This is a genomic window from Acinetobacter sp. YH01004 (genome assembly GCF_013420455.1).
Taxonomy (GTDB): domain Bacteria; phylum Pseudomonadota; class Gammaproteobacteria; order Pseudomonadales; family Moraxellaceae; genus Acinetobacter; species Acinetobacter towneri.
The window spans coordinates 1-24,854 of record NZ_VOXZ01000014.1; the positions used below are offsets into that span (position 1 = coordinate 1).

23 protein-coding genes and 1 other RNA gene are annotated in these 24,854 nt (G+C 40.6%); 14 read left to right on the forward strand and 10 right to left on the reverse strand.

What is annotated here, in order from left to right:
• Nucleotides 1-356 precede the first annotated feature (356 nt).
• Entirely contained in the window at nt 357-1,577 is a 1,221-nt protein-coding gene (locus tag FTT71_RS10025; protein WP_004975428.1) for an OmpP1/FadL family transporter, read from the forward strand.
• Nucleotides 1,578-1,649: 72 nt separating this feature from the next.
• On the opposite strand, the gene thrH is transcribed toward FTT71_RS10025, so the two are convergent.
• Entirely contained in the window at nt 1,650-2,267 is a 618-nt protein-coding gene (gene thrH / locus FTT71_RS10030; RefSeq protein WP_136143847.1) for a bifunctional phosphoserine phosphatase/homoserine phosphotransferase ThrH, read from the reverse strand.
• A 193-nt stretch (nt 2,268-2,460) separates the two neighbouring features.
• Between thrH and FTT71_RS10035 the strand changes: the two genes are divergently transcribed.
• Nucleotides 2,461-3,192: a phosphoadenylyl-sulfate reductase gene (locus FTT71_RS10035; RefSeq protein ID WP_136143848.1), complete on the forward strand. Its 732-nt coding sequence runs from the start codon at nt 2,461-2,463 to the stop codon at nt 3,190-3,192.
• Nucleotides 3,193-3,383: 191 nt separating this feature from the next.
• The gene (locus FTT71_RS10040; RefSeq protein ID WP_179994820.1) at nt 3,384-4,763 is read left to right on the forward strand and encodes a wax ester/triacylglycerol synthase family O-acyltransferase; all 1,380 of its coding nucleotides are present in this window, start codon (nt 3,384-3,386) and stop codon (nt 4,761-4,763) included.
• A 59-nt stretch (nt 4,764-4,822) separates the two neighbouring features.
• Here the strand turns inward: FTT71_RS10040 and FTT71_RS10045 are convergent, their stop codons facing one another.
• The 6 genes from FTT71_RS10045 to FTT71_RS10070 all read right to left on the reverse strand — a co-directional run bounded on the left by FTT71_RS10045 (nt 4,823) and on the right by FTT71_RS10070 (nt 9,584).
• On the reverse strand, nt 4,823-4,993 hold the full coding sequence (locus FTT71_RS10045) for a PA1571 family protein (RefSeq protein ID WP_004975418.1): 171 nt from the start codon (nt 4,991-4,993) through the stop codon (nt 4,823-4,825).
• Between the two features lie 129 nt (nt 4,994-5,122).
• Nucleotides 5,123-6,577: a ribonuclease G gene (rng, locus tag FTT71_RS10050; RefSeq protein ID WP_104852376.1), complete on the reverse strand. Its 1,455-nt coding sequence runs from the start codon at nt 6,575-6,577 to the stop codon at nt 5,123-5,125.
• 39 nt (nt 6,578-6,616) lie between these two features.
• Nucleotides 6,617-7,183 (reverse strand): Maf-like protein, encoded by a 567-nt coding sequence (locus FTT71_RS10055; protein ID WP_004975413.1) that lies wholly within the window; start codon nt 7,181-7,183, stop codon nt 6,617-6,619.
• Nucleotides 7,171-7,677, reverse strand: coding sequence for a rod shape-determining protein MreD (gene mreD, locus FTT71_RS10060; protein ID WP_154320436.1), 507 nt, complete (start codon nt 7,675-7,677; stop codon nt 7,171-7,173). Before mreD ends, FTT71_RS10055 begins: the two co-directional genes overlap by 13 nt.
• Nucleotides 7,664-8,521, reverse strand: coding sequence for a rod shape-determining protein MreC (gene mreC, locus FTT71_RS10065; RefSeq protein ID WP_167846190.1), 858 nt, complete (start codon nt 8,519-8,521; stop codon nt 7,664-7,666). Before mreC ends, mreD begins: the two co-directional genes overlap by 14 nt.
• A 16-nt stretch (nt 8,522-8,537) precedes the next feature.
• On the reverse strand, nt 8,538-9,584 hold the full coding sequence (locus FTT71_RS10070; RefSeq protein WP_004975408.1) for a rod shape-determining protein: 1,047 nt from the start codon (nt 9,582-9,584) through the stop codon (nt 8,538-8,540).
• 137 nt (nt 9,585-9,721) lie between these two features.
• Here FTT71_RS10070 and gatC point away from each other — a divergent pair, with 137 nt between their 5' ends.
• From gatC to FTT71_RS10095, 5 genes are all read left to right on the forward strand, one after another.
• Nucleotides 9,722-10,036, forward strand: coding sequence for an Asp-tRNA(Asn)/Glu-tRNA(Gln) amidotransferase subunit GatC (gatC, locus tag FTT71_RS10075; RefSeq protein WP_004975405.1), 315 nt, complete (start codon nt 9,722-9,724; stop codon nt 10,034-10,036).
• 52 nt (nt 10,037-10,088) lie between these two features.
• Entirely contained in the window at nt 10,089-11,567 is a 1,479-nt protein-coding gene (gene gatA, locus FTT71_RS10080; protein WP_180060373.1) for an Asp-tRNA(Asn)/Glu-tRNA(Gln) amidotransferase subunit GatA, read from the forward strand.
• Nucleotides 11,567-13,042 (forward strand): Asp-tRNA(Asn)/Glu-tRNA(Gln) amidotransferase subunit GatB, encoded by a 1,476-nt coding sequence (gene gatB / locus FTT71_RS10085; protein ID WP_180160923.1) that lies wholly within the window; start codon nt 11,567-11,569, stop codon nt 13,040-13,042. Before gatA ends, gatB begins: the two co-directional genes overlap by 1 nt.
• 72 nt (nt 13,043-13,114) lie before the next feature.
• Nucleotides 13,115-13,897, forward strand: coding sequence for a hypothetical protein (locus tag FTT71_RS10090; RefSeq protein WP_019838362.1), 783 nt, complete (start codon nt 13,115-13,117; stop codon nt 13,895-13,897).
• A 129-nt stretch (nt 13,898-14,026) separates the two neighbouring features.
• Nucleotides 14,027-14,827, forward strand: a complete 801-nt coding sequence (locus FTT71_RS10095; protein ID WP_019838361.1) for an NYN domain-containing protein — start codon at nt 14,027-14,029, stop codon at nt 14,825-14,827.
• A 34-nt stretch (nt 14,828-14,861) separates the two neighbouring features.
• Here FTT71_RS10095 and FTT71_RS10100 read toward each other — a convergent pair whose 3' ends face one another.
• Both FTT71_RS10100 and sbmA read right to left on the reverse strand, forming a co-directional pair.
• Complete coding sequence (locus tag FTT71_RS10100) at nt 14,862-15,827, reverse strand: hypothetical protein (RefSeq protein WP_154320431.1); 966 nt, start codon at nt 15,825-15,827, stop codon at nt 14,862-14,864.
• A 279-nt stretch (nt 15,828-16,106) separates the two neighbouring features.
• Nucleotides 16,107-17,303 (reverse strand): peptide antibiotic transporter SbmA, encoded by a 1,197-nt coding sequence (gene sbmA, locus FTT71_RS10105; RefSeq protein WP_180160924.1) that lies wholly within the window; start codon nt 17,301-17,303, stop codon nt 16,107-16,109.
• Nucleotides 17,304-17,698: 395 nt separating this feature from the next.
• On the opposite strand from sbmA, the gene FTT71_RS10110 reads away from it, so the two are divergent.
• Nucleotides 17,699-17,905: a hypothetical protein gene (locus FTT71_RS10110; RefSeq protein ID WP_004975391.1), complete on the forward strand. Its 207-nt coding sequence runs from the start codon at nt 17,699-17,701 to the stop codon at nt 17,903-17,905.
• A 664-nt stretch (nt 17,906-18,569) separates the two neighbouring features.
• On the forward strand, nt 18,570-19,928 hold the full coding sequence (locus tag FTT71_RS10115) for an NAD(P)-binding domain-containing protein (protein WP_136144449.1): 1,359 nt from the start codon (nt 18,570-18,572) through the stop codon (nt 19,926-19,928).
• A gap of 119 nt (nt 19,929-20,047) precedes the next feature.
• Here FTT71_RS10115 and glpK read toward each other — a convergent pair whose 3' ends face one another.
• On the reverse strand, nt 20,048-21,532 hold the full coding sequence (gene glpK, locus FTT71_RS10120; RefSeq protein ID WP_180160925.1) for a glycerol kinase GlpK: 1,485 nt from the start codon (nt 21,530-21,532) through the stop codon (nt 20,048-20,050).
• 130 nt (nt 21,533-21,662) lie between these two features.
• On the opposite strand from glpK, the gene ssrA reads away from it, so the two are divergent.
• The 4 genes from ssrA to FTT71_RS10140 all read left to right on the forward strand — a co-directional run bounded on the left by ssrA (nt 21,663) and on the right by FTT71_RS10140 (nt 24,852).
• Nucleotides 21,663-22,022, forward strand: a transfer-messenger RNA (tmRNA) gene (gene ssrA / locus FTT71_RS10125).
• A 179-nt stretch (nt 22,023-22,201) separates the two neighbouring features.
• Nucleotides 22,202-23,431 (forward strand): tyrosine-type recombinase/integrase, encoded by a 1,230-nt coding sequence (locus FTT71_RS10130; RefSeq protein ID WP_180044283.1) that lies wholly within the window; start codon nt 22,202-22,204, stop codon nt 23,429-23,431.
• A gap of 158 nt (nt 23,432-23,589) precedes the next feature.
• Nucleotides 23,590-24,534: a hypothetical protein gene (locus tag FTT71_RS10135; protein WP_180044281.1), complete on the forward strand. Its 945-nt coding sequence runs from the start codon at nt 23,590-23,592 to the stop codon at nt 24,532-24,534.
• A gap of 102 nt (nt 24,535-24,636) precedes the next feature.
• Nucleotides 24,637-24,852 (forward strand): transcriptional regulator, encoded by a 216-nt coding sequence (locus tag FTT71_RS10140; protein WP_180044279.1) that lies wholly within the window; start codon nt 24,637-24,639, stop codon nt 24,850-24,852.
• The last annotated feature ends 2 nt before the right edge of the window (nt 24,853-24,854 follow it).

Sequence of the window (24,854 nt, forward strand, 5' to 3'; positions counted from 1 at the left end):
TCAACAATACAAAAAATTTCTGTAAAATCGTACATGGTAGTTAGAGCCTTTGGGTTGTGTCGTAACTTTCTAAATGGCTCTAACTACCTTTTTTTCAAGGGCTTTTCTTATCCGTAATTCGGGTTAACTAATGTTTAAATTTAAAGCAATTAAACTCATATTTACCCAAACATCACCCTAATAAATTATTTAATAAAATTCATTTACTTAAGACTTTAAAATAGTACTTTTACTCTAATCAACTGCTATTTATAACTTATTCAGTTCATTTATTCTGCGAAATTGAGCATTTACTCTTTTTTCAAATGTGTTACTTTTCCTGCACTTTTTGTTACATAAAGCATCAGGGAACGACCATGAAGCTCAATAGAATTTATTCGGCTATTTTACTTAGCACTCTCCCACTTACACCTGCGCTTGCTGCTGGTTTAGACCGTTCCGGTCAATCTATTGCTGCATTTTTACAACCGGGTAATTATGCAGAAGCAGGTATTTCTATTTTAGATCCAAATGTATCTGGTCAAGACAAAGATAAACACCAAGCAGATGACATGGCAGGTGATTATTACTTCCCACACGCTGCATTAAAAGTTCAAGCAACTAACAAAGTGTCGATTGGTTTAATTTACGATCAACCTTTTGGCGCCGATGCTGAATATTTTGGGAACAATAATTTTGTTGAAAGTAGACCTGTACCATTTCAAGGCAGTACTTCTGTTGTGGTTGATACCCAAAATTTAAACCTGTTAGTGGGTTATCAACCTAATGAAAATTGGAATCTATATGCTGGTGCTGTATATCAGACAGTAGATGGTACTGTTATTTTACGTGGTACTGCATATTCAGCCTTTAATGGTTATGATTTTAAAACAGGTGAAGATGAGTCTGTGGGTTGGTTAGCGGGTGTTGCTTATCAAATCCCTGAAATCGCACTTAAAGCTTCTGTTACTTACCGCTCTGAAATTGAGCATGAAATGACTGCTTATGAAAACTTTGGTGCAATAGGATTTACCCAAATCCCTACACTAGATGCAACTATGACGCAAATTAGTTCTACTACAGGTAAAACACAACTAACAACACCACAATCTGTCAATCTAGATTTCCAAACGGGAATTATGGCGAACACCGTTGCATTTGCAAACCTTCGCTGGGTGGACTGGTCAAATTTTAAAGTACAACCATACAAATTTGGCAAGCTTACTCAAATATTAGGCCAAGCTGGTTATGTACCCACCAAACCCAATGGATTTAACCTTATTGACTATAAAGATGACCAAATTTCTGCAACTGTTGGTGTAGGACGTAAGTTCAATGATCGTTGGGGTGGTAATGTATCTGTAGGCTGGGATTCTGGTGCCGGCAACCCTGTTACGACCTTAGGTCCAACTGAAGGCTACTGGAGTGTGGGTACAGGTGTTCGCTACTCACCTACCGAAAATTATTTCATTGGTGCAGGATTTAAATACTTCTGGTTAGGTGATGCTGATGCCGTCACAGGTGCACACACGGAAGCAGGCAAGTTTGAAAATAATTACGCTGTTGCATATGGATTAAATATTGGCTACCGCTTCTAAATCAATGCACTGTTAATATTGCATAAAAACAAAGGGCATCAAATGATGCCCTTTATTGTATTCAGCTTCAGATTAAGCAGGAATATCTCGTACCGAAGCACCACGAATTGCTTCTTTTAATGCTGCATAACCATGAATTGCAGGGAATTGTGGGAATTCTGCGATCACATTATCAGGTGCATCAAATAAGAAACCTTTGTCCGCTTCACCTAGCATCGTTGTATCGTTATACGAATCACCTGCAGCAATTACACGGAAATTTAAACCGTGTAATGCTTTAACCGCCTGGCGCTTTTGGTCGGGTTGACGCAATTTGTATGCTGTAATCATGCCATTTTCATCTGTTTCTAATTTGTGACAGAAAATTGTTGGCCAGCCCAATTGCTGCATCAACGGATGTGCAAACTCATAGAACGTGTCTGAAAGAATAATCAATTGGAAGTGTGTGCTCACCCACTCTACAAACTCTTTCGCGCCTGGGAATGGCCCCATGTCTGCAATCACGGCCTGAATATCATTTAAGCCCAAGCCATGCTGCTTTAAAATATTTAAACGCTGAGTCATCAACACATCGTAGTCTGGAATATCACGTGTAGTTGCTTCTAGTTCTTTAATTCCAGTTTTTTTAGCAAAGTTGATCCAAATTTCTGGAACTAACACACCTTCAAGATCAAGACATACGATTTCCATGGGTTCTCCCAAAATACCAATAAAAATTTTCACTATCATAGCCGAAGATTCGGTTTTTGCCTTGTTCTTTTTTAAATCTATTTAGTTCATAAGCATTTATTTTTTAGTGATAATAGAGTTTTGACAATTCTATTAAAATAAGCGCTTAATTCAGTAAGATTAGCTTCTCCAAGCCGAATGCTAGGAACATATAATGACCACCATTCCAACTATAGATATCGTTGATGCACTCGCAACCGAATATGCAGACAAATCGCCTAGCGAGATTTTAAAACTTGCTTTGAACCAGCAGGGTGAAGTTGCAATTTCTTTTTCTGGCGCAGAAGATGTGGTACTGATTGATATGGCGTCTAATTTAGGTTTGCCATTTCGTGTATTTAGTTTAGATACAGGACGTTTGCATCCTGAAACCTATCAATTTTTAGAAACTGTACGCAAATATTATAATATTGAGATCGAAATTTGCTTTCCTGAAACCGAAGCAGTCCAACAATTGGTACAAGAAAAAGGCTTATTTAGCTTTTTTGAAGATGGGCATCAAGAATGTTGTGGGATTCGTAAAGTTCAACCTTTACGTAAAAAACTGGCAACACTAGATGGCTGGATTACAGGTCAACGTAAAGACCAAAGTCCAGGTACACGCCAAGATATTCCTGTCGTACAAGCAGATGCAGGATTTTCAGGTCCAGATAAACAATTAATCAAATACAATCCACTGGCAAACTGGTCAAGCAGTGACGTATGGAATTACATTCGCATGATGGAAATTCCATACAATCGTTTGCATGAAGAAGGTTTTATTTCAATTGGCTGTGAACCTTGCACCCGCCCTGTGTTGCCAAATCAACATGAACGCGAAGGTCGTTGGTGGTGGGAAGAAGCAACGCACAAAGAATGCGGTCTGCATGCAGGAAATCTCAAATAATCTCCACCCTATTACCCTATTAAGGTCAATAAAAATCACCCACCTACTGTGATTTTTATTGACGGATGATGGCGCAAAAATCACTATATTTGTTTGATAAAAAAGATATACTGAAATTAAATCTTATATAACTCTAAAAAGCCTATTCAGCAAAGAACAGGCGTAGAAATTGCAGTGAGGCAATCCAGAATATGCGACCATTACACCCTATTGATTTTATTTTCCTGTCACTCGAAAAACGTCAACAGCCCATGCATGTGGGTGGATTATTCCTATTCCAAATTCCAGAACATGCGCCAGACACTTTTATTCAAGACTTGGTTGCCGATATTCGCAATTCAAAGTCAATGCCTATTGCACCATTTAACAATAAGCTCAATGGTCTATTTTGGGATGAAGATGAAGAGTTCGATCTCGATCATCACTTCCGTCATATTGCCTTGCCAAAACCAGGTCGCATTCGTGAATTATTAACGTATATTTCACAAGAACACAGTTCACTGATTGATCGTGCCAAACCTTTATGGACTTGCCATATTATTGAAGGCATTGAAGATAATCGTTTTGCAATGTTCTTTAAAATTCATCATGCCATGGTAGATGGTATTGCTGGCATGCGTTTGGTGGAAAAATCCCTTTCGCACGACGAAAATGCAAAAAGAATTGTACCGCCTTGGTGTGTGGAAGGTCCGCGTGCTAAACGCCTGAAAGAACCGAAAGTCAGCCGTTTAAAGAAAATTTTTGGTGGGGTTAAAGGTCAGTTTGAAGCAACCCCTCGCGCAGTTTATGAAGTATCACAAACTGTTGCCAAAGATATGGGACGTAATCCTGATTATGTCTCCAGCTTCCAAGCACCAAGCACCATCTTAAACCAACGTGTGAGCGCCTCACGTCGTTTTGCCGCTCAATCTTTTGAGTTTGCACGTTTGCACCGTATTGCCAAAGCTTTAGGCGTAACCATTAATGATGTGGTGCTGGCAATTTGCTCAGGCGCATTGCGTGAGTACTTACTCAGCCAATATGCATTACCTAAAAAACCTCTTATTGCAATGGTGCCTGCCTCTATTCGTGATGACGATTCTGAAGTATCCAATCGAATCACCATGATTTTAGCCAACTTAGGTACGCACAAAGAAGATCCGCTTGAGCGTTTAAAAATTGTGCGCCGCAGTGTACAAAATGCCAAGCAGCGTTTTAAGCGCATGAATGCCAATCAAATTATGAACTATAGTGCTTTTGTTTACGGCGCTGCTGGTTTAAATATTTTGTCAGGCATTATGCCAAAACGTCAGGCCTTTAACTTGGTTATTTCCAATGTACCTGGCCCACGTGAACCTTTGTATTGGAATGGTGCAAAGCTAGATGCACTATACCCTGCTTCAATCGTGTTAGATGGACAGGCTTTAAACATTACCATGACCAGCTATTTAGACAAATTAGAAGTTGGTTTAACTGCTTGTCGTCATGCCTTACCGAAAATGCAAAACTTATTGCAACACTTAGAAGATGAAATTCAGCGCTTTGAACAGATTATTGATGCGCCTGAAGGGGTCAATAAAATCGTGGATTGATACGTCAATCCATCAGAAAAATAATTCAATAGAATCAATTAAGGGGCAATTGCTGCCCCTTATTTTTGAATAGTACGACACTGTTTTAATAATTGCTGACAAACTGCGCTAACCATTGCAGTGGTAATTTGAGTTTCTTTACCTTGCTCATCCACAATATAACCGTTATGTGTCACTTTACGATCTAATACTTTTAAACTCTTTTGAATCACAACTTTACTCATACCCATGACATACCTCATTTGCTAAACCGAGGGAGATGTTCGGCTTTGGCTACTCTGTATGCTTAGTATTGAGAATTCACTCAAAAAAGTAAAATTTCAGATGTAACAACTGTTTAGCGATATCCTGTTACAATTTCAGCTCAGAATGATATCGTATTGCTCTTGCGTATATAAATTTTCCACCTGAAATTTAATCACACGGCTGACAAAGTGCTCTAAATCCGCCACTGCTGGCGCTTCGGCAGTTAACAATCGGTCAATCACCGATGGGTGTGCAACGACAGTAAAGCCACGTTGTGATTCAAATGCGCGTGCATATCTTAAAATTTCTCGAAAAATTTCGTAACACACTGACTCTGCTGTTTTGACATATCCCCGCCCCTGACAAGTTGGACAGGCTTCACAAAGTAAATGTTCTAATGATTCACGGGTGCGTTTACGGGTCATCTCGACCAAGCCCAGTTCAGACACTTGGGTAATTTTGGTCTTGGCATGATCTCGTTCAAGCATACGCTCAAACTGACTCAAGACTTCATCACGATGCTGTACTTCTTGCATATCAATGAAGTCGATAATGATGATGCCACCCAAATTACGCAAACGTAACTGGCGGGCAATGACCTGTGTCGCTTCCATATTGGTTTTAAAAACAGTGTCTTCTAAAGTCCGACCACCGACATAAGAACCCGTATTCACATCAATGGTGGTCATGGCTTCGGTCTGATCAATCATCAGATAACCGCCTGACTTTAATGCCACACGGGTTTGCAACGCTTTTTGAATATCTTCTTCGACATTGTATAAATCGAACAGTGGGCGCTCGCCTGGGTAATGAATCAGGCGATTGTGCATATTGGGCACAAACTCATCCACAAATTCTTTTAATTTGGCGTGAATTTCACGAGAATCGACATAAATTTTGGCGGTGTTATCATTCGCCAAATCACGAATTACGCGTTGCGGTAACGGCAACTCTTCAAAAATCAAAGAAGGCACAGCAATGCTTTTTTGTTTACGCTGAATGTATTCCCACAATTTTGCCAAGTAACACATATCTTGCACTAAGGCCGCTTCATCGACGCCTTCGGCTGCTGTGCGTACAATCACTGAGCCTGGCAGTTTATGCTCAGCCTGAATGGTTTCAATGATCCCGCGTAGACGCTCACGTTCTTCACTCGATTCAATACGTTGTGATACGCCAATATGACTACCGTACGGCATTAACACTAAATAACGCGAAGGAATGGAAAGATCAGTACTCAGTCGTGCACCTTTAGTACCGAGCATATCTTTCATAACTTGCACGGTCAGAATTTGCCCAGGCTGCAATAATTCAAAGACATTCGGTGTAGGTTGGCTGCGCGGCCAAATCATGTCATTGATATGTAAAAAAGCAGTACGCGATAAGCCAATATCGACAAAAGCGGCTTGCATGCCTGGCAGCACGCGCACCACTTTGCCTTTATAAATATTGCCCACCAAACCACGCTTGGCTGTACGCTCAACGAATAGTTCATTGACCGTGCCGTTTTGAATTAACGCCACCCGACACTCCATCGGTGTGACGTTAATCAACAACTCGTCAGACATAATAAAACTCAAAACATTATAAAAATTTTTGTGCAGCAGTTAATTTAGTGCCTTAACTGTCTGTAATAACTGTACGGTTTCATAGAGTGGCAGGCCGACAACATTGCTATAACTGCCCTCAATACGCGGAATATAACGTGCTGCGATGCCCTGAATCGCATAAGCACCCGCTTTTCCAATCGGCTCACCTGTTGCCCAGTAGCTTTCCATATCATCTAGGCTAAGCGATTGAAATTCAACCTGTGTACGTACCACTATACTGGATTTTTTCTGTTTTGTACGCACACAAACCCCTGAAAAAACATCATGTTTTCGACCAGAAAGTTGTGACCAAATGGCAAAGGCATGTGCTTTGGATTCTGGCTTGCCCAAAATCTGCCCATCTACGCCTAGACTGGTATCGGCAGCAATCACAATAGCATCAGGAAATAGCCGTAAAACCGCATCGGCTTTGGCACATGCCAACCGCTCAACATACGCGGCAACATCTTCGCCCGCTAAAATAGATTCATCGATGTCTGGACTGTAAATTTCAAATTCCAGCCCAAGCTGTTGCAGGAGTTCCCGACGGCGCGGTGAACTTGAGGCAAGAATTAAATGCGCCATTTTCGCAAGAAATAATACAGCACAGGCCAGAGCAAAATACTACTCAGCAAAGGTTGCCAATGACGGGCAAATGGGAACTGAATCCCACCCATGACTTGCATCACCCAAATCAGGGCGAGGTGAGCCAAAATTGCGATTACACTAATGACCCATAAATTCGCAAACGTCATAATACGGCGCTCACGAGTCAGGAAACGCGCCACAAAAGTAATCACCACAAAACTCAAGGCATTCATGCCCAAAGGTGCATCGAGGAGCAAGTCTGCAAACAAGCCTGTACCAAAGGCAAACCAAATACCACACCAAGTTGGTTGCCCAAGCACCCAAAACAAGGTCACCATCAACATAAACAATGGTCGCCAACCCGAGCCTGTATAAGACAGCGGATACACCATGAGTACAGATGCAGCAATTACAGAAAAAATAATCGGAAATAGTGGATCTTTATTCTTGTTTTGTCCGAGTCGGGTTTGTCCAATTTTAGCGATTGGCATTTGGCTGCTCCTTCGCTAAAGATTCTGAGAACAGCACCACCACATGATGACCACCCGCCAATTGTGCTGCAGGCATCACATCAATTTGTGCAAACTCACCAGAATTATGTCGGCTGATTTTGGCAATGCTTCCAACCAAATATCCTGCAGGGAAATGCTCGCCCAAGCCTGAGCTATAGACTTTCTCTCCAACCTGAATATTGGCACTGGTCGGTACATATTCCATTTTCAAACGCCCTAAATCGCCCGTACCCGACACAATGGCTCGCATGCCTGTATGTTCCAAACGCACTGAAAGTGAGTGTTCTTTGTCAGAAAGCAACATGACACGGCTACTGTGTGGATACACAGCAATGATCTGCCCCATAATGCCTTTATCATCCAAAACGGTTTGCCCGACTTTGAGCTGATTTTGTGAACCACGGTTAATCACAATAATGTGGCGCAAAGGATCGGCATCGGTACCAATTACTTCAGCAATTTCCATGCGTCCATCAATGATTAGAGGCGTATCGAGTAGACCACGCAGGCGGGTATTTTCTGCAGAGAGTTCAGACAATTTTTGCAAACGGACTTGAGCCTGTAATAGCTCTGCCTGCATCGCGGTATTTTCACGACGCAATTGAGCCTCAGACTTACTTTGTTGACTTAGCCATTCTCGCGACAATACAGGATAGCTTGCAAGGGCATAAATTGGATTATATGCCGCATACAAAACATCACGTGCAGGTTGAATTACATGCGGGACACGCCAGTTAAAGAACAGGATGACCAAGCAAGTAATGACCGCAATTATAAAAGAGCGAAAAGATGGCGGTTGTCTGGAAAACAGATTTGTTTGCACCGCCGAATCCTATGTATTAGCCAACAAATAACATATCGTGGTTTGGATTATCAAAGAATTCCAAGACCTTGCCACCACCACGGGTAACGCAAGTTAATGGTTCTTCTGCGACTACCACAGGCAAGCCAGTTTCTTGTGCCAAAAGCTTGTCTAGGTTACGCAATAACGCACCGCCACCGGTGAGCACAATTCCACGCTCTGCAATATCGGAAGAAAGTTCTGGTGGAGTTTGTTCCAGTGCAGATTTTACTGCCGATACAATGCTTTGTAACGGATCAGAAATAGCTTGGGTAATTTCATCAGAAGTTACAGTAATGGCACGTGGCACACCTTCTGCCAAGTTACGACCACGCACTTCAATTTCCAGTGGTTTAGCACCTTCATCTGGCAATGCCATGCCAACTTCTTTCTTAATAGTTTCTGCTGTGGTTTCACCAATCACACAACCATGTGCCTTGCGCACGTAGTTAATGATTTGCTCATCAAACACATCGCCACCAATACGCAATGAATCTGAATAAACACAACCTTGTAATGAAATAATCGCGATTTCTGTCGTGCCACCACCAACATCTACCACCATTGAGCCACAAGCTTGCTCGACAGGCATACCTGCACCAATTGCTGCTGCCATTGGCTCTTCAATTAAACGTACATCACGTGCGCCCGCATTAAACACGGCTTCACGAATGGCACGGCGCTCTACCAAAGTAGATTTGCATGGTACACACACCACTACACGCGGTGCAGGTGGGAATAAACGTTTTTCATGCACTTTGCCAATAAATTGGTTCAGCATGGTTTCAGTCACTTCAAAATCAGCGATAACACCATCTTTCATTGGGCGAATTGCAGAAATGTTTGCAGGGGTACGACCCAACATTTGTTTGGCATCAAGACCGACTGCGGCAACAATTTTCTGTGAACCGCTGTGACGAATTGCCACAACTGTCGGTTCATTTAATATAATGCCTCGTCCTGGCGCATAAATAAGTGTATTTGCTGTACCTAAATCAATGGCTAGGTCTGGCGAAAACAAGCCAATTAGTCGTTTTAGAATCACGGAGTCGTTCTCGATTAAACTTTATGTGGACGCAAGTTGGCAACTTTAACTAAATGTGGTGCGTTGAACAAGTCAATCGCTTATTATAACGCACGATATTTTGAAATTTTTTATTAATACTGATTTTAGGTGATGTTATGTCTACCTCGGATGCTCAGCATTCTGCAGATTTAAATGCACAAACAGTTTCAGCAATTGCCCATCTTGCTCGTCTTAAACTCAATGATACGCAATCTGCTGAGTATGCTCAAAGTCTAAATAAAATTTTAGGCATGATGGAAAGCTTAAAAGGCATAAATACCGATGACGTTGAGCCTTTAAAAAGCCCATTTGACCACCCTCAACCATTACGTGAAGACGTCGTAACCGAACAGAATCATCGTGAGCAATATCAAGCTGTTGCCCCTGCAGTTCAGGATGGCTTGTACCTTGTTCCACGTGTGATTGAATAATTTATTCGGCTGTTACATTTTGACTTCATAAAAAGGTAAAAGAATTTTTCTCATGACAGATTTACATCGCTTATCGATTCGTGAAATCTCTGAGGGTTTAGCGGCAGCCAAATTCTCCTCTCGCGAACTAACAGAACATTATTTAAAACGTATTGCCAAAATTGATCCGCAAGTGCGCTCTTATGTCACCGTGACCAATGAAGTAGCACTGGCACAGGCGGATGCAGCCGATGCATTACGTCAGGCGGGTCAAGCGACAGCACTGACAGGTATTCCTGTTGCACATAAAGATATTTTTTGTACCCAAGGCATTAAAACCTCTGCGGGTTCAAAAATGCTGGACAATTTTATCTCGCCTTATGACGCAACTGTGGTGGCACAAGGTAAAAATGCAGGTTTGGTCACTTTGGGTAAAGTGAACATGGACGAATTCGCAATGGGTTCAACCTCTGAAAGTTCGTTCTATGGCGCGACCAAAAACCCATGGGCACTTGACCATGTACCGGGTGGTTCGTCAGGTGGTTCTGCTGCTGTCGTGGCGGCTGACCTTGCACCATTTGCTACAGGTACAGATACAGGTGGTTCAATCCGTCAGCCTGCGTCTTTCTGTGGTTTGACTGGTCTCAAACCAACTTACGGACGTGTTTCACGTTACGGCATCATCGCTTATGCATCATCTTTAGATCAGGCAGGCCCAATGGCACGCTCTGCAGAAGACTGCGCATATTTAATGAATGTAATGGCTGGTCATGACGCCAAAGACTCAACCTCTATGGATAAAGCGGTTGAAGATTATGTGGCGAACCTGAATGCAACAACGCTCAAAGGCTTACGCATTGGTATTCCGAAACAATACTTCAATGTGGCTGGTTTAGATGCTGCGGTGAAAGCACGTGTTGAAGAATCACTAAAAAAATTAGAAGAATTGGGCGCAGTATTGGTTGAGATTGATCTCAACATGACTGAAAGCTACGTGCCAACTTACTATCTGATTGCCCCTGCAGAAGCATCATCTAACCTTTCTCGTTACGATGGTGTGCGTTATGGCTACCGTGCAGAAAATCCTCAAGATATTTTAGACCTCTACAAACGCTCGCGTTCTGAAGGTTTTGGTGCAGAAGTACAACGTCGTATCTTGATTGGTACTTATGCCCTTTCTGCAGGTTATTACGATGCCTATTACGTGAAAGCGCAAAAGGTGCGTCGTTTAATTCAGCAAGACTTCTTAAAAGCCTTTGAACAGGTAGATGTAATTGCTGCACCGACTGCACCAACCACTGCATATAAAATTGGCGCATCTTTAGACCCTGTTGAAATGTATTTGGGCGATATTTACACCATTGCGGTGAACTTGGCAGGCTTACCAGCAATTAGTGCGCCTGTTGGTTTTGACCAAGACAACTTGCCTGTTGGTTTACAACTGATTGGCAACTACTGGTCTGAATCACAACTGCTATCTGTGGTACATCAATACCAACAAGCGACAGACTGGCATAGCAAACGCGCGGCAATTGCTGAGGAGAATGCATAATGGCGAGCAATCAAAAGAAAGCGAAATCAAACCTGATTGATGGCTGGGAAGTCGTAATTGGGATTGAAATTCACACGCAACTTGCAACCAATTCTAAAATCTTCTCAGGTTCATCAACCGAATTTGGTCAAGACCCAAATACGCAAGCCAGCCTTGTTGATTTAGCTATGCCGGGCGTCTTGCCTGTGTTGAATAAAGAAGTGGTGGATTTGGCAATCCGTTTTGGTTTAGGTATTGATGCCTACATCGACCAAGCGTCTGTGTTTGCGCGTAAAAACTACTTCTACCCTGACTCGCCTAAAGGCTACCAAATTAGCCAGATGGACAACCCCATTGTCGGTTTGGGTCATATCGACATCCAACTTGAAGATGGCACGACCAAACGCATTGGCGTAACCCGTGCACACCTTGAAGAAGATGCGGGTAAGTCGATTCATGATCAATTTGAAGGCATGTCAGGTATTGACCTCAACCGTGCAGGTACGCCTTTGCTTGAAATTGTATCTGAACCCGATATGCGTTCGGTTGAAGAAGCCGTAGCTTATATTAAAGCGATTCATACACTGGTACGTTGGTTAGGTATTTCTGACGGTAACATGGCTGAAGGTTCATTCCGTGCCGACTGTAACGTGTCATTACGCCGTCCGGGACAACCTTTCGGTACACGTTGTGAATTGAAAAACCTGAACTCATTCCGTTTCATTGAACAGGCAATCAATGTTGAAATTGAACGTCAAATGGAAATCTTGGAATGGGATGGCACCATTGATCAGGAAACACGTTTGTTTGACCCTGTGAAGATGGAAACGCGTTCAATGCGTTCGAAGGAAGAAGCGAACGATTACCGCTACTTCCCTGATCCAGATTTGTTGCCTGTGGTTATTCCAGATGCGCAAATTGAAGCAATTAAAGCCACTATGCCTGAATTGCCTGCGGCACGTCGTGCACGTTTTGTAGCAGACTTTGCTGTGACTGAATACGATGCTCACGTTTTAACGCTTACTCGTGAAATGTCTGAATTTTACGAAGCTGTGGTTGCTGCAGCAGGTGGTGCGGCACACGGTAAAATTGCAGCAAACTGGGTAATGGGTGAATTCTCAGGTGCTTTGAACAAAGCAGGCTTAGATTTGGCTGATTCTCCTGTATCTGCGGAAAAACTTGGCGGTATGATCGCGCGTATTGTGGACAACACAATTAACGGTAAGATCGCGAAGCAAGTATTCGGCTTTATGTGGGAAGAAGGCAAATCTGCGGACGAAATCATTGCTGAAAAAGGCTTAAAGCAGGAAACAGATACAGGCGCAATTGAAGCAATTATTAAAGACGTACTTGCTGCGAACGAGAAGATGGTTGAAGAGTATAAATCTGGTAAAGAGAAAGCCTTTAACGGTCTTGTTGGTCAGGTAATGAAAGCTGCGAAAGGCAAAGCCAACCCTGCACAAGTAAATGAGTTGATGAAGAAATTGATTGGTTGATTAATTGACTAATTCGTTGTTTTTATGAGATAAAAACCCTACATTATGTAGGGTTTTTTTACGGTTAATAAAATGAAAATAGAAAAATTCAGTCCAGAAGTCTGTGAAAATCTTAAATGGTATGTTTATCGATTAGTCGATCCAAGAGATGGTTCGACCTTTTACATCGGTCGTGGACTTAACAATCGTATATTTGATCATGTAAATGGGCTACTAACTGATAAAGATGCAGAAGAAGATCTTCTTAGTTTAAAAATGAAACAGATCAGAGATATTCAATTATCGGGTTTAGATGTTATCCATATTATTCATCGCCATGCTTTAGAAAGCAAAAATATGGCTGAAGTTGTTGAGGCTTCATTAATTGATGCTTATTCAGGTCTAACAAATATTATGAATGGCAAAGGTAGTAATGAATATGGAGTAGCTAATATTCATGAAATTGTTACAGCATATCAAACTGAAACCGTAGAAATTACAGATGATGCTCTATTGATTTCAATTAATAGAACTGCTTTAGAACGTGGCGTATATGATGCAGTTAGATTTGCATGGAAACTTACTCCTTCAGAAGCCAATAAAGCAAAAATAATTTTAGCCACGGTACAAGGTGTGATCAAAGGCGTATTTGTGGCTGAACAATGGTTAGAAGCCACACAAGAAAACTTCCCGAACTTTATGCTGTTGGGTGAGGATGTCTATAATCACGAAACACGCTCAAAAAGATATGGGTTCACTGGGAAAAATGCACCTCCAGAATTTCAGACCAAGTATTTAGGCAAAAGAATTCCTGAAAAGTTCAGAAAAAAAGGGGCTAGTAACCCTATAAAGTACTCATGGAAAGCCAAAGATTAAGTTTGTCGGATTCCCCTACACAGGTGAATAAATTGATGAAGAATATGATTGGTTGATTAATTGACTAATTCTTTGTTTTTATGAGATAAAGACCCTACCTTGTGTAGGGTTTTATTTTTAGAGAAAATAATGGTTTTAAAAACGATCTTTAATGTTTCAGAAGAAAAAACAGCAAAATTAGCAGTATTAATTGATGCAGATAATGCTTCTGCAAAAGATATTGAAAATATTTTAAATGAGATCACTCAATACGGTGAGGCAACGGTAAAACGTATTTATGGTAACTTTGTCAGTCAAAATGGTAGTTGGAAGCAAGCTATTAATAATTTAGCGATTAAACCTATGCAGCAATTTGCTTATACAACAGGTAAAAATGCAACCGATGGTTTTATGATTATTGATGCAATGGATTTACTTTATACAGACCGTTTTGATGGCTTCTGCCTTGTATCAAGTGACAGTGACTTTACAGCCTTAGCAATACGCATTAAAGAGCAAGGGGCCACCGTTTATGGATTTGGCAAGAAACAAACGCCCGAAGCCTTCCGAAATGCTTGTTCTCACTTCACCTATGTCGAGAACCTAAGTGGATATGAAGAACCTCAAATTAAAGAACTCCCTTTGATTGAAACGAAGAAAGAACAGCATCCTCAACCCTCTAGTAAAACTGAAGTCTTAAACAACACCACTTCAGCGCAGAAACTACCACTACATATTATTAAACAAATTTTTGACAATCATGATACTGAATGGATTCCTGCTTCTTCATTCACATCGCAATGGAAACTTTTACAAAATGACTTTGATCCCAGAAACTATGGCTTTAAAAAAGTTGTTGATTTGATTAAAAGTCATACAAATATTTTTGACTATGACGAACGTATTTTTGATAGTGGACATAAACAAATTTACATAAAATTAAAAATTTAAAATTAAAAGTTGGCTTTGCAAGTGAGAGTTACCCTCACTTCATGCCTCTTAACATATTCTTAGCCCCTGCATGATTATAATTATTGGCTAAATTCTGCAAAATACGTTTTGCCTGTGCATCTGAATTTGGAAAACGACTCCGATAACTCGAAACACCCGTTAAACAACGTGCCACCAACATACCAGATTCTGTATAAATACGTGTACCCTCTGCGCCCTGTAACTTGCCATAGTTATAAGCACGTTGTGCATTATTACAGGCATTAATCTGATTACGCCCACTATTTAAATCACGACGCGCAGCGACATATAAACGTGTCTGTTGCTGTTGTGGTGTTTCAACCACACGTGGTGGAGCTGTTTTTAATGATGCAACTACAGGCTCTTTTTTCTCTTCAGGTTTTTCTTTCACTTCAGCAACTTTAGTTGCATTTGTTGTTTTTGGATTACTTGGAGCTGCTTTAGGTGCAGTCTTTGCAGATGTAGAAACCGCTCGGTAAAAACGTCGCGCTTCATCTTCAGACATTATTTTAGTGACCAAACTCACCACTCGCGCTTCACCACGCTGTTCCGACTGGCGCTCTGCCACAGGCTCAATTGAGACAATCCAACTATCACCCTGACTACCTACACAGCGGTATGCCCCAATCCCCTGTTTTACATCTCGATAAGTATTGAGTAGTTTTTTAGACCATGCATTTTTGACTAAACTCATTGAGCTTTTATAGGCCAGCGTTAAGCGTCCATTTTGTGACTGACAATAGCTGCCCATATATTTACGTGGAATCATAGATTCAGCAGGCTGATCTTTGCGCTGTGGCCCCCAATAATAGACATATTCTTTAGCAGCACCACTGGGCTGATTTAAGTTTTTTTGAACAATCAGTTCTTGTGCAGATGCAAAATGCTTCACCGAATTTGGGCTAAATTGATCAACTGTTGCACAACCAAATAATAGGCTGCCAATTCCCCCAATCAAGAGTAATTTTTTGCAGGTCACGTCTCAATTCTCAATTGTTTTTATATCAATGAAAATATATGAATTGGGGCAAAATAACAAATACAACACCTTGATTTTATAGTTAATTAATCATAATTTTATTTGAATCAAGTTTGATATTTTTATAAAACAATCCAATTCATCACAGTTTTTTATGATTTTGAACACTAGCACCAGTATTATTTTTATACAACTGTTCAGATCAATTTATATTTGGCAGTCACCACTCTAAACATTCGAACGCGACATCCACAACACTTATGAATGTCGCCATCAAAACTATTGATCCAAGGTCGATTCAAATGCTTTTAAACGCTTATGAATAGACAAGAGCTCAATAATAGTCGGCCAAGACGCGATGAGGTACTGGAACGACTCACGGACTTTGCCAAATACGTTGGCGATTTGCATCATCAAGCCCAAGGTAATTGCCCCTGCGGCAATGCTTGGGAATAACACAAATAAGCCGTAAATATTGTCTAATTGCATATACCAAATACGCACCAAGTTAAAATAGGCGTAGTGGAAATATAGACGGAAATAATTAAAGCGCACCTTGCTAAACAGTTCTTTTAAACTCAGCGGATCGGCACGTTCTGGATGATCTTCACCATAAACCAGTTCTTTACGATATGCAGCTTCGACTTTTTGGTTGTTAAATTCCAAACCTGGAAGTTTTGCACCCACCACCATCAACACCACCGTACCAAATACTGCCCAGCCAACAGCCGCCCACACTAAGGCATACGGAATTTCCCCAATTATAGGCAAGGCTTTGACATGCACAGACAAACTAAACAGCACAGGTAAAAATGCCAACAAAGTCATTAGGGCTTCGACTAAATTCACCCCTAAAGTTTCCATGGTTCTGGCAAAACGCATGGTATCTTCTTGAATACGCTGTGATGCACCTTCAATATGTCTGAGTTTTTCCCAATGTGCGGTGTAATAATTATTCATTGCCGTACGCCAACGGAAGACATAGTGACTGACAAAAAACAAGTTCAAAACCATTAAGGTCACAGCCACCATGGCGATGTATAAAAAGGTCAGCACGCCTGTATAGAGCTCATTGACATCTCCACCACCACTACTGAGCATTTTTTGAATCAGGTCATAAAATGGGTTGTACCAAGCATTCACCACAACATTGACTTGTACCCCAAACCAAATATTGAACAGGATGAATGCCGATCCCCATACCGACCAACGCTGCCACGGGTTATTAGATTTAAATTTCCAAAAGGTGGCAAAAATAGTGGTTGATACAAAAAACCAGAAATAAAACCATAAAAATGCAGGTGACCAAAAACGACTGACATCAATGGGTAATGTTGCTTCGGCATAACCTTGTGGGAAGCCAATCCAACTGCCCCATGCGCTACCGCCTGAATACCACAAAGCCAGATTAATGGTGAACCAAACAAGCAATGAAATAAAAAACCACTTTGGATTTGGAAAAAATGACTTAAACATGCAGACAAAAAGCCTTTATTTTTTAAATTGGAATGTAAAACCCAGTGCCTTCACCACTTAAAAAAGCGTGAATGGATACTTTAACTTTTATACTTTATACGCTGTTTTTTCAGCAATAATTTTATTTTTATACTGAAAACTGTAAATTTCATCAATCGGCTATATTTTACTGCGCTGTTCATTTGCCATTCATCTAAGAAATTACATCAAATTTCAATTTCTTATATTTTTAAAATGTCAAATTATGAAGTATTGGGCAAATTTATTGCGATTTTTTGACCAACAATTCAAGTACAAAATATTTAAACCCGACACAAATTTACGATTTTGTGTAGATTATTCATCAATTTACTATATAATACAGTTGATTAAAAATAACTCATTTAGGGTGCGGTATGGAATCTCCAACAGAAAACATTGCTATTGAGCTACTTGAACCTATTGTTCTACGTAAAGAAAACTGCGCACCAATTGAATTCGAGCAAGGTACAATTTTAAAAGTTTTATTGGTTAATCCTAACTCCTACTTGGTTACCGTAGACGACGAATTTAACTTTACTGTCTCTTTAGAAGATGAAAATAAGGTGTGGCGTAAACTTTAATTACTGAGTCGCCACAAACTTTAATGATTGAATGTACGCAAAGCACATTCAATCATTAGATAAAGCTTGATAAATACGCTACTGCTTTCATGGCTTATAAAAACTAAACTTTCATTACACCTATCAATCACAGCATCCTTTTAATTTTTCAGAAGTCCACTTCGGGTATGGCTCTCTGAAAATGTTGCCTAAGATTCAGTTTTCAATCCTCTGTATATCATTGTAGATTTTGCAACAATCTCATCAAAATCACCTTTATATTGGGCAAAATGAGATAAAAATTAGCTTTAAATTTTCATCTTATTTTCTCTATAAAAATCAATAAAATATACCAATTGATCAAACCAAAACAACAACAGCAATGACTTTAAATTCACTTTTACAACTAAGCAAAACCAAAATTAATCAAAAATTATGATAAGATCATGCTTCTTGTAAAACACATTTTTTTATAAAGATGAGTTGCTTAAGCAATTTTTACTGTCTTTAGTGTGTTTTATTTTTTCTATTTTTTTAATTCACATCCTATTTTGACAAGATCTACTTGATCTCTAAATTTAGGATTGTATTTGCTTATTTTTATAATGCGGATATTTAAAATCCTGAATTGTGTCACTCAAAATTGGAGAAGTAATTAAGAACTCAAAAACTAATGGAGATAGCAATGGATCGAATTGCAATTATTGGCGCTGGCCCAAGCGGCATGGCCCAATTAAGAGCGTTTCAGTCAGCAAAGGCCAAAGGTCTACAAGTTCCTGAAATTGTATGTTTCGAAAAACAAAATGATTGGGGTGGACTCTGGAACTATACTTGGCGCACAGGTATAGATGAACATGGCGAACCTGTCCACGGCAGTATGTACCGTTATTTATGGTCAAATGGCCCTAAAGAAGCGCTAGAATTTGCCGATTATACTTTTGATGAACACTTCAAAAAACCAATCGCGTCTTATCCGCCACGCGCAGTGTTGTGGGATTATATTCAAGGTCGTGCAGAAAAAGCACAGGTGAAAGACTTAGTCCGCTTTAATACCGCCGTTCAGCATATTCATTATGATGATGCGACGCAAAAATTTACGGTTGATGTCGAAGATTACGCACAGCAACGTCATTATTCAGAACAGTTTGATTATGTTGTGGTGGCCTCTGGGCACTTTTCTACCCCGCGTGTCCCTGTTTATGAAGGCTTTGATCAATTCCATGGTCGTATTTTACACGCGCATGATTTCCGTGATGCACTGGAATTTAAAGGTAAATCAGTGCTGTTGGTGGGCAGCAGCTACTCTGCCGAAGACATTGGTTCGCAATGTTATAAATACGGCGCCAAACAAATTTACAGTTGCTATCGCAGTAAAGCCATGGGCTTTAAGTGGCCCAAAAACTGGTCTGAAAAACCACAATTACTGCGTGTAGATGAAAATACTGCTTATTTTGGTGATGGAACATCGGCCAAAATTGATGCCATTATTTTATGTACGGGCTATTTACACCACTTCCCGTTTATTGAAGATGGCTTGCGCCTCAGAACGCATAACTGCCTTTATCCACTAGGTTTATATCAAGGTGTGGTTTGGGAAAAGAATCCACGTTTGTTCTATTTGGGTATGCAAGATCAATGGTACACCTTCAATATGTTCGATGCGCAGGCATGGTTTGTCCGCGATGTGATTTTGGGCAAAATTGCGTTGCCAAGCATAGAGGAAATGCAAAGCCATACCCAAACCTTGCATGAAAAAGAACAACGCTTAATGAGCGATGAACAATCTGCACGTTTTCAAGGGGATTACATCAAACGCCTGATTGCGCAGACCGACTATCCATCTTTCAATATTGATGCAGTACACGATATTTTCATGCAATGGAAAAAGCATAAAAAAGAAAATATTATGGGCTTTAGAGATAAAGTTTATCGCTCAGTGATGACAGGAAAAATGGCTAAACCGCATCACACACCATGGCTTTATGCACTAGATGATTCTTTGGAAAGTTATCTAGAAGATGAAGCTCAACGTGAGGCAATGTAAGGCGTAATCTAAAAGATCAAAGTAACGAAAAAACAGCTACAAGCCTCAAAAGTTTTGCTGATGAGGCTTGTGGTTTAAAGATTTATTTCAACTTAGCGTTATTTTAGAAATAGCGCTGATTATAAGTCTGACTTAGCACGTTTTAAGGCTTGTTGCCAACGCGCTAAATGTTCTGCACGCTCTGCTTCATTCATTTGGGGTTCAAATACCCGATCTAACTGCCAAGATGCTGAAATTTCAGATAAGTCAGAAAATACACCCGCCTTTAAACCTGCCATAGCTGCTGCTCCCCAAGCGGTTGATTCCAACATTTTAGGACGTAACACAGGCACATTTAAAATATCGGCTTGGAATTGCATCAACATATCATTTTGACTAGCACCACCATCGACTCGAAGCTCTTTCAGTGGATGATCTAAATCGGATTGCATCGCAGTGAGTACATCCGACACCTGAAATGCAATGGATTCCAAGGCAGCACGGGCAATATGTGCCTTGTTGGTGCCACGTGACATTCCACATAAAAGCGCTCGCGCTTCACTGTCCCAATGTGGCGCACCAAGCCCTGTAAATGCAGGAACTAGCACTACACCATCGCTAGAAGTTACACTATTGGCAAGTTGTTCCACATCGCTGCTTTTTTGGATAATACCCAAACCATCGCGCAGCCATTGCACTACAGCACCTGCCATAAAAACACTGCCTTCAAGGGCAAAATGGGTTTGATTTTGACATTGCCACGCCAAAGTAGTGAGTAACTTATTTTGGCTAAATTGCACCTGATTGCCTGTATTAAACAACATAAAACAGCCTGTGCCGTAGGTATTTTTTGCTGTACCAACTTCAAAGCACGATTGCCCAAACAACGCCGCCTGCTGATCGCCTAAAATACCTGTAATTGGGATATTCGCCCCCAATAAACCCGTTGCGGTATCTGCAATATAGCTGTCGGATGCAATAATTTTAGGTAAAACTGATGCGGAAATTTGAAATAATTCCAGCAATTCTTCATCCCAAGTTTGGTGATGTAAATTCATCAACATCGTTCTTGAAGCATTACTCGCTTCAATGACATGCTCTGCGCCTTGGGTCAAATTCCAGATTAACCAACTGTCGATGGTGCCAAAAGCCACATGCCCCTGCTGTGCCAATGCTTTTAATCCATCGACATGCTCAAGCAGCCACACCAGTTTGCCTGCACTAAAATACGGATCGATACGCAGACCTGTTTTTTGTTGAATCAATTGCATCTGGTTATTTTGAATCAGGTGATGACACCAATCTGCAGCACGACGATCTTGCCAAATTATTGCGGGCGCTAGAGGTTTGCCTGTGCGTTTATCCCACACTACTGTGGTTTCACGTTGATTGGTTACTCCAATTGCGCAAATGTCTTTGGCCAAAATATCTGCAGTTGCCAATGCCTGTTGCACCACTGCAATTTGATTTGACCAGATTTCTTTGGCATCTTGTTCCACCCAACCTGAATGTGGGGTCTGAATATGGGTTTCTCGTTGTGCCGTTGCCTGAACTTGTCCGTGTTCATTGAAGATGATGGCGCGACTAGAAGTTGTGCCTTGATCGAGTGCCAGTAAATAACTCATATTTTTTATTGTGTTTGACTTGAAAAATAAAATATTAGCGCAATTATGTAACTAAGCGCATCGAAATGTGTAATTGTGCAGAAAATACATCGTAATTTTTGCCAGCTATGCTATGATTGCGCTGTGATATGGGGGTGTTATTGGCTTCGACGCTGATGATGAAGCTCATAGATGCATGCCGAGAGCGCATTTTCTCTCGTAAATCAAATTTGCATTAAAATAGTCGCAAACGACGAATCTTACGCTCTAGCTGCCTAAGGGCCGCTTGTCCGCTTCACTGAATACTTGTGGTCAGTGAACCCGACTGAAGCGCACGCACACAAGTCCGTATAGAGTTGAGCCTCGGGACTTTATACCAAACTTAGAGGATCGCACTTTAAACCCTGTTCGTCGGGTCTTAGAGTGTTAAAACAATAGACGATATCTAAGCATGTAGTATTCTCGAGTGTAGTGTTGGCGGACGCGGGTTCAACTCCCGCCACCTCCACCATATACCTAACAAAACATGGCAAAATATGCCAAGTTTTAAAAGATAAAGGCTTGATTCTAAAGGGATTGAGCCTTTTTTCTTGCCTAAACATAACCAAATATAACTAGCCATAGGGATACATGCCATGTATCCTAGCGTGTATCCCCTCATATTTATTGAACTGGCAGGGATACAAGAAAATGAAACGAACAGACATAAAACGCAGACCACTAGCAGACACCGTACTTGCAACCCTTGAGCCTGAATTAAAAGAATATCGGGAGCTAGACGGCAACGGCTTATATTTCCGTGTCAAACCTGATGGTAATAAATCGTGGCAACTACGATATAAAAAAGCTGATGGTAAATGGTCATGGTTAGGTATTGGTGGCTATCCTGAAATATCAGGACAGTTAGCACGTAAAAAAGCGCAAGAACTTTTAAGTGACATTTCAAAAGGTGATAACCCCATCATCACCAAACAAGAACGCAAGCGAAAAGAGCTTGAGCAGAATAATGCTACCTTTGAAGTCTTAGCCCGAGAATGGTTAGACACAAAAAAGGAATCATGGGTACAGGACACCATGACCCGAAATAAAGGCGCACTGGAAAAACATATATTCCCAATTTTTGGGAAACGCTTGTACACCACCATAAAGCCTATTGAATGGATGAACTTGTTAAAAAGTATTCAGCAAGAGAAAGGTATTTTTGAGCAAGTGAACCGTATGCGCTCGATGTGTCGTGACATTTACGACTTTGCAAAAGTCACTGGACGTATGGACTACAACCCAGTTGAGGGCATTCAAAAATACTTACAGCAAGGCAAGAAGCAAAACATGCTGCATGTGAGCGAACTTGAGTTACCCCCACTGTTAAGAGCTATCAATAATTATCCGACTATGGATGTGCGTATAGGCTTGCAACTTTTAGCTATGTTGTTTTGCCGACCAACTGAACTAAGACAAGCCAAGTGGCAAGAATTTGATTTAGAGCAAGGCTTATGGAATATCCCTGCTGAACGTATGAAGAAACGCCGTGAGCATCTTGTACCGTTGCCAACTCAAGCCACTACCCTATTAAAAGAATTGCAAAGCTATGAAACCAATTCTGAATACTTATTTCCGAGCAGATCGGACAAGAGCAAGCCAAAGTCAGACACAGTTTTCATTATGGCTTTGCGCCGTATGGGTTATGAGGGCAGACAAACCCCACACGGATTTAGACATATTGCGAGTACCTTGTTAAACAATCGTGGCTTTGATGAACGCCATATTGAAGCAGCACTGGCACACGTAAAGGACGGTGTGGCGGGCGTATATAACAAGGCTCAATATTTAGATGACAGAGCAAGTATGATGCAATGGTACGCCAATCATTTAGAAGAAGTTGCAGATCAGAGCATTATTCAGTTTAAAAAAGCACAGTGACAAGGCTTGTCGCACTACTAGCCAATAGATGCACAAATATAGGTAAATATAGATTATATTCAGATTGCTAAGTCTAGGTTAGCTCCCGAAAGTCGGACACCCATCCGATTGGCTTAGCAGCTTTTTTTTGGGGGATGCTGTGGGAGGCATGAATAACAATGAATGATATTAAAAATCCAGCACCTTTTTACACCCTTAAGCAAGCAGCCAAAGAATTAAATAGAATATTAAAAGTTGACTACTACGATAGAAAGAAACTGTTATCTATAGCTTTGGTTTATGACTTAAAACTACATGCTTACTTTAGTGGCGACATAAGCGTATTTGTTGATATAAATTTTTATTTTCTAAATAAACGCGAACTGGGTACGACCATTAAAGAAATTACTGAGGAAATAATTAATTTTGAAATAATAGGTGGAGCATTACTTGAACTCAATACTTATTCAATAGAAAAAATTTACCACTTCGGGCAATCTGATGTGAATAATTATGGGCTTGAAAACATTACCAACTTAAATGCAGATGCTGCTAATCAGTCTCATTTCCTAAGTTATTCACCTCTAAAACAAAAATATCTAAAATATATTAGCGAGCAAGAAATTAAAGAAATAGAGATTCTAGGCATTTTCCCAATTCGCAATACAATTACCAAAGAAAACCCCACCAGACCGCGCAAATACTCTACTTATCGTAATGAAGATAACGAGGACATATATCACCCAATTATTACAAGGGAGGATATTTTTTTAACACATACCCAATTAACTAGAGTTGCGGACGGAGTGCTAGCTATTCGTGAAGCCAATTCCCATGACACCCGAAAGGAAACATCAAACTCATACAAGAATCGAAAGCCACAAGGAAAAAGCAGAGCAAAAGAACACGCTCAAATAGCAGCAAAGACCTTAGCTAATTTTCTGTGGAATCAAGACAAAGATAATCAAATTAAAATCAAGGAAATGGCTATCACAGTGCATGCTGAGCTATACCAAACTGAACATCGTGAGCAATTACCAAATCATTCAGTATCATTAAAAGATTGGATTAAAGATATTGCCCCCGAATATGCTAGAGAGGCTGGCAGACCAAAAGAAATGTAGAGTAAGTGACTCTTAATGTATAGCAAGTAGCACTTACCACCTATTTCCCATTAAAAAACAAAAACATACTTAACCCATACTTTTTCATGTATGGGTTTTTTTATGACTATTCAACCAATCCGTGTTCAATTCAAAACAGCTTGCCAAATTCTTGATGTAAGCCGTGAATCATTGCGCCATATCGTGCGTACAGATGCCACATTTCCCCGACCTATTAAGACTGGCGACACCAAACAAGCACCAGTCTATTTCGACTATACAGAGCTTGTAGAGTGGCACAACAAGCAGCGTTTAAGCCTTGCAACTATGGAGGTTTAATC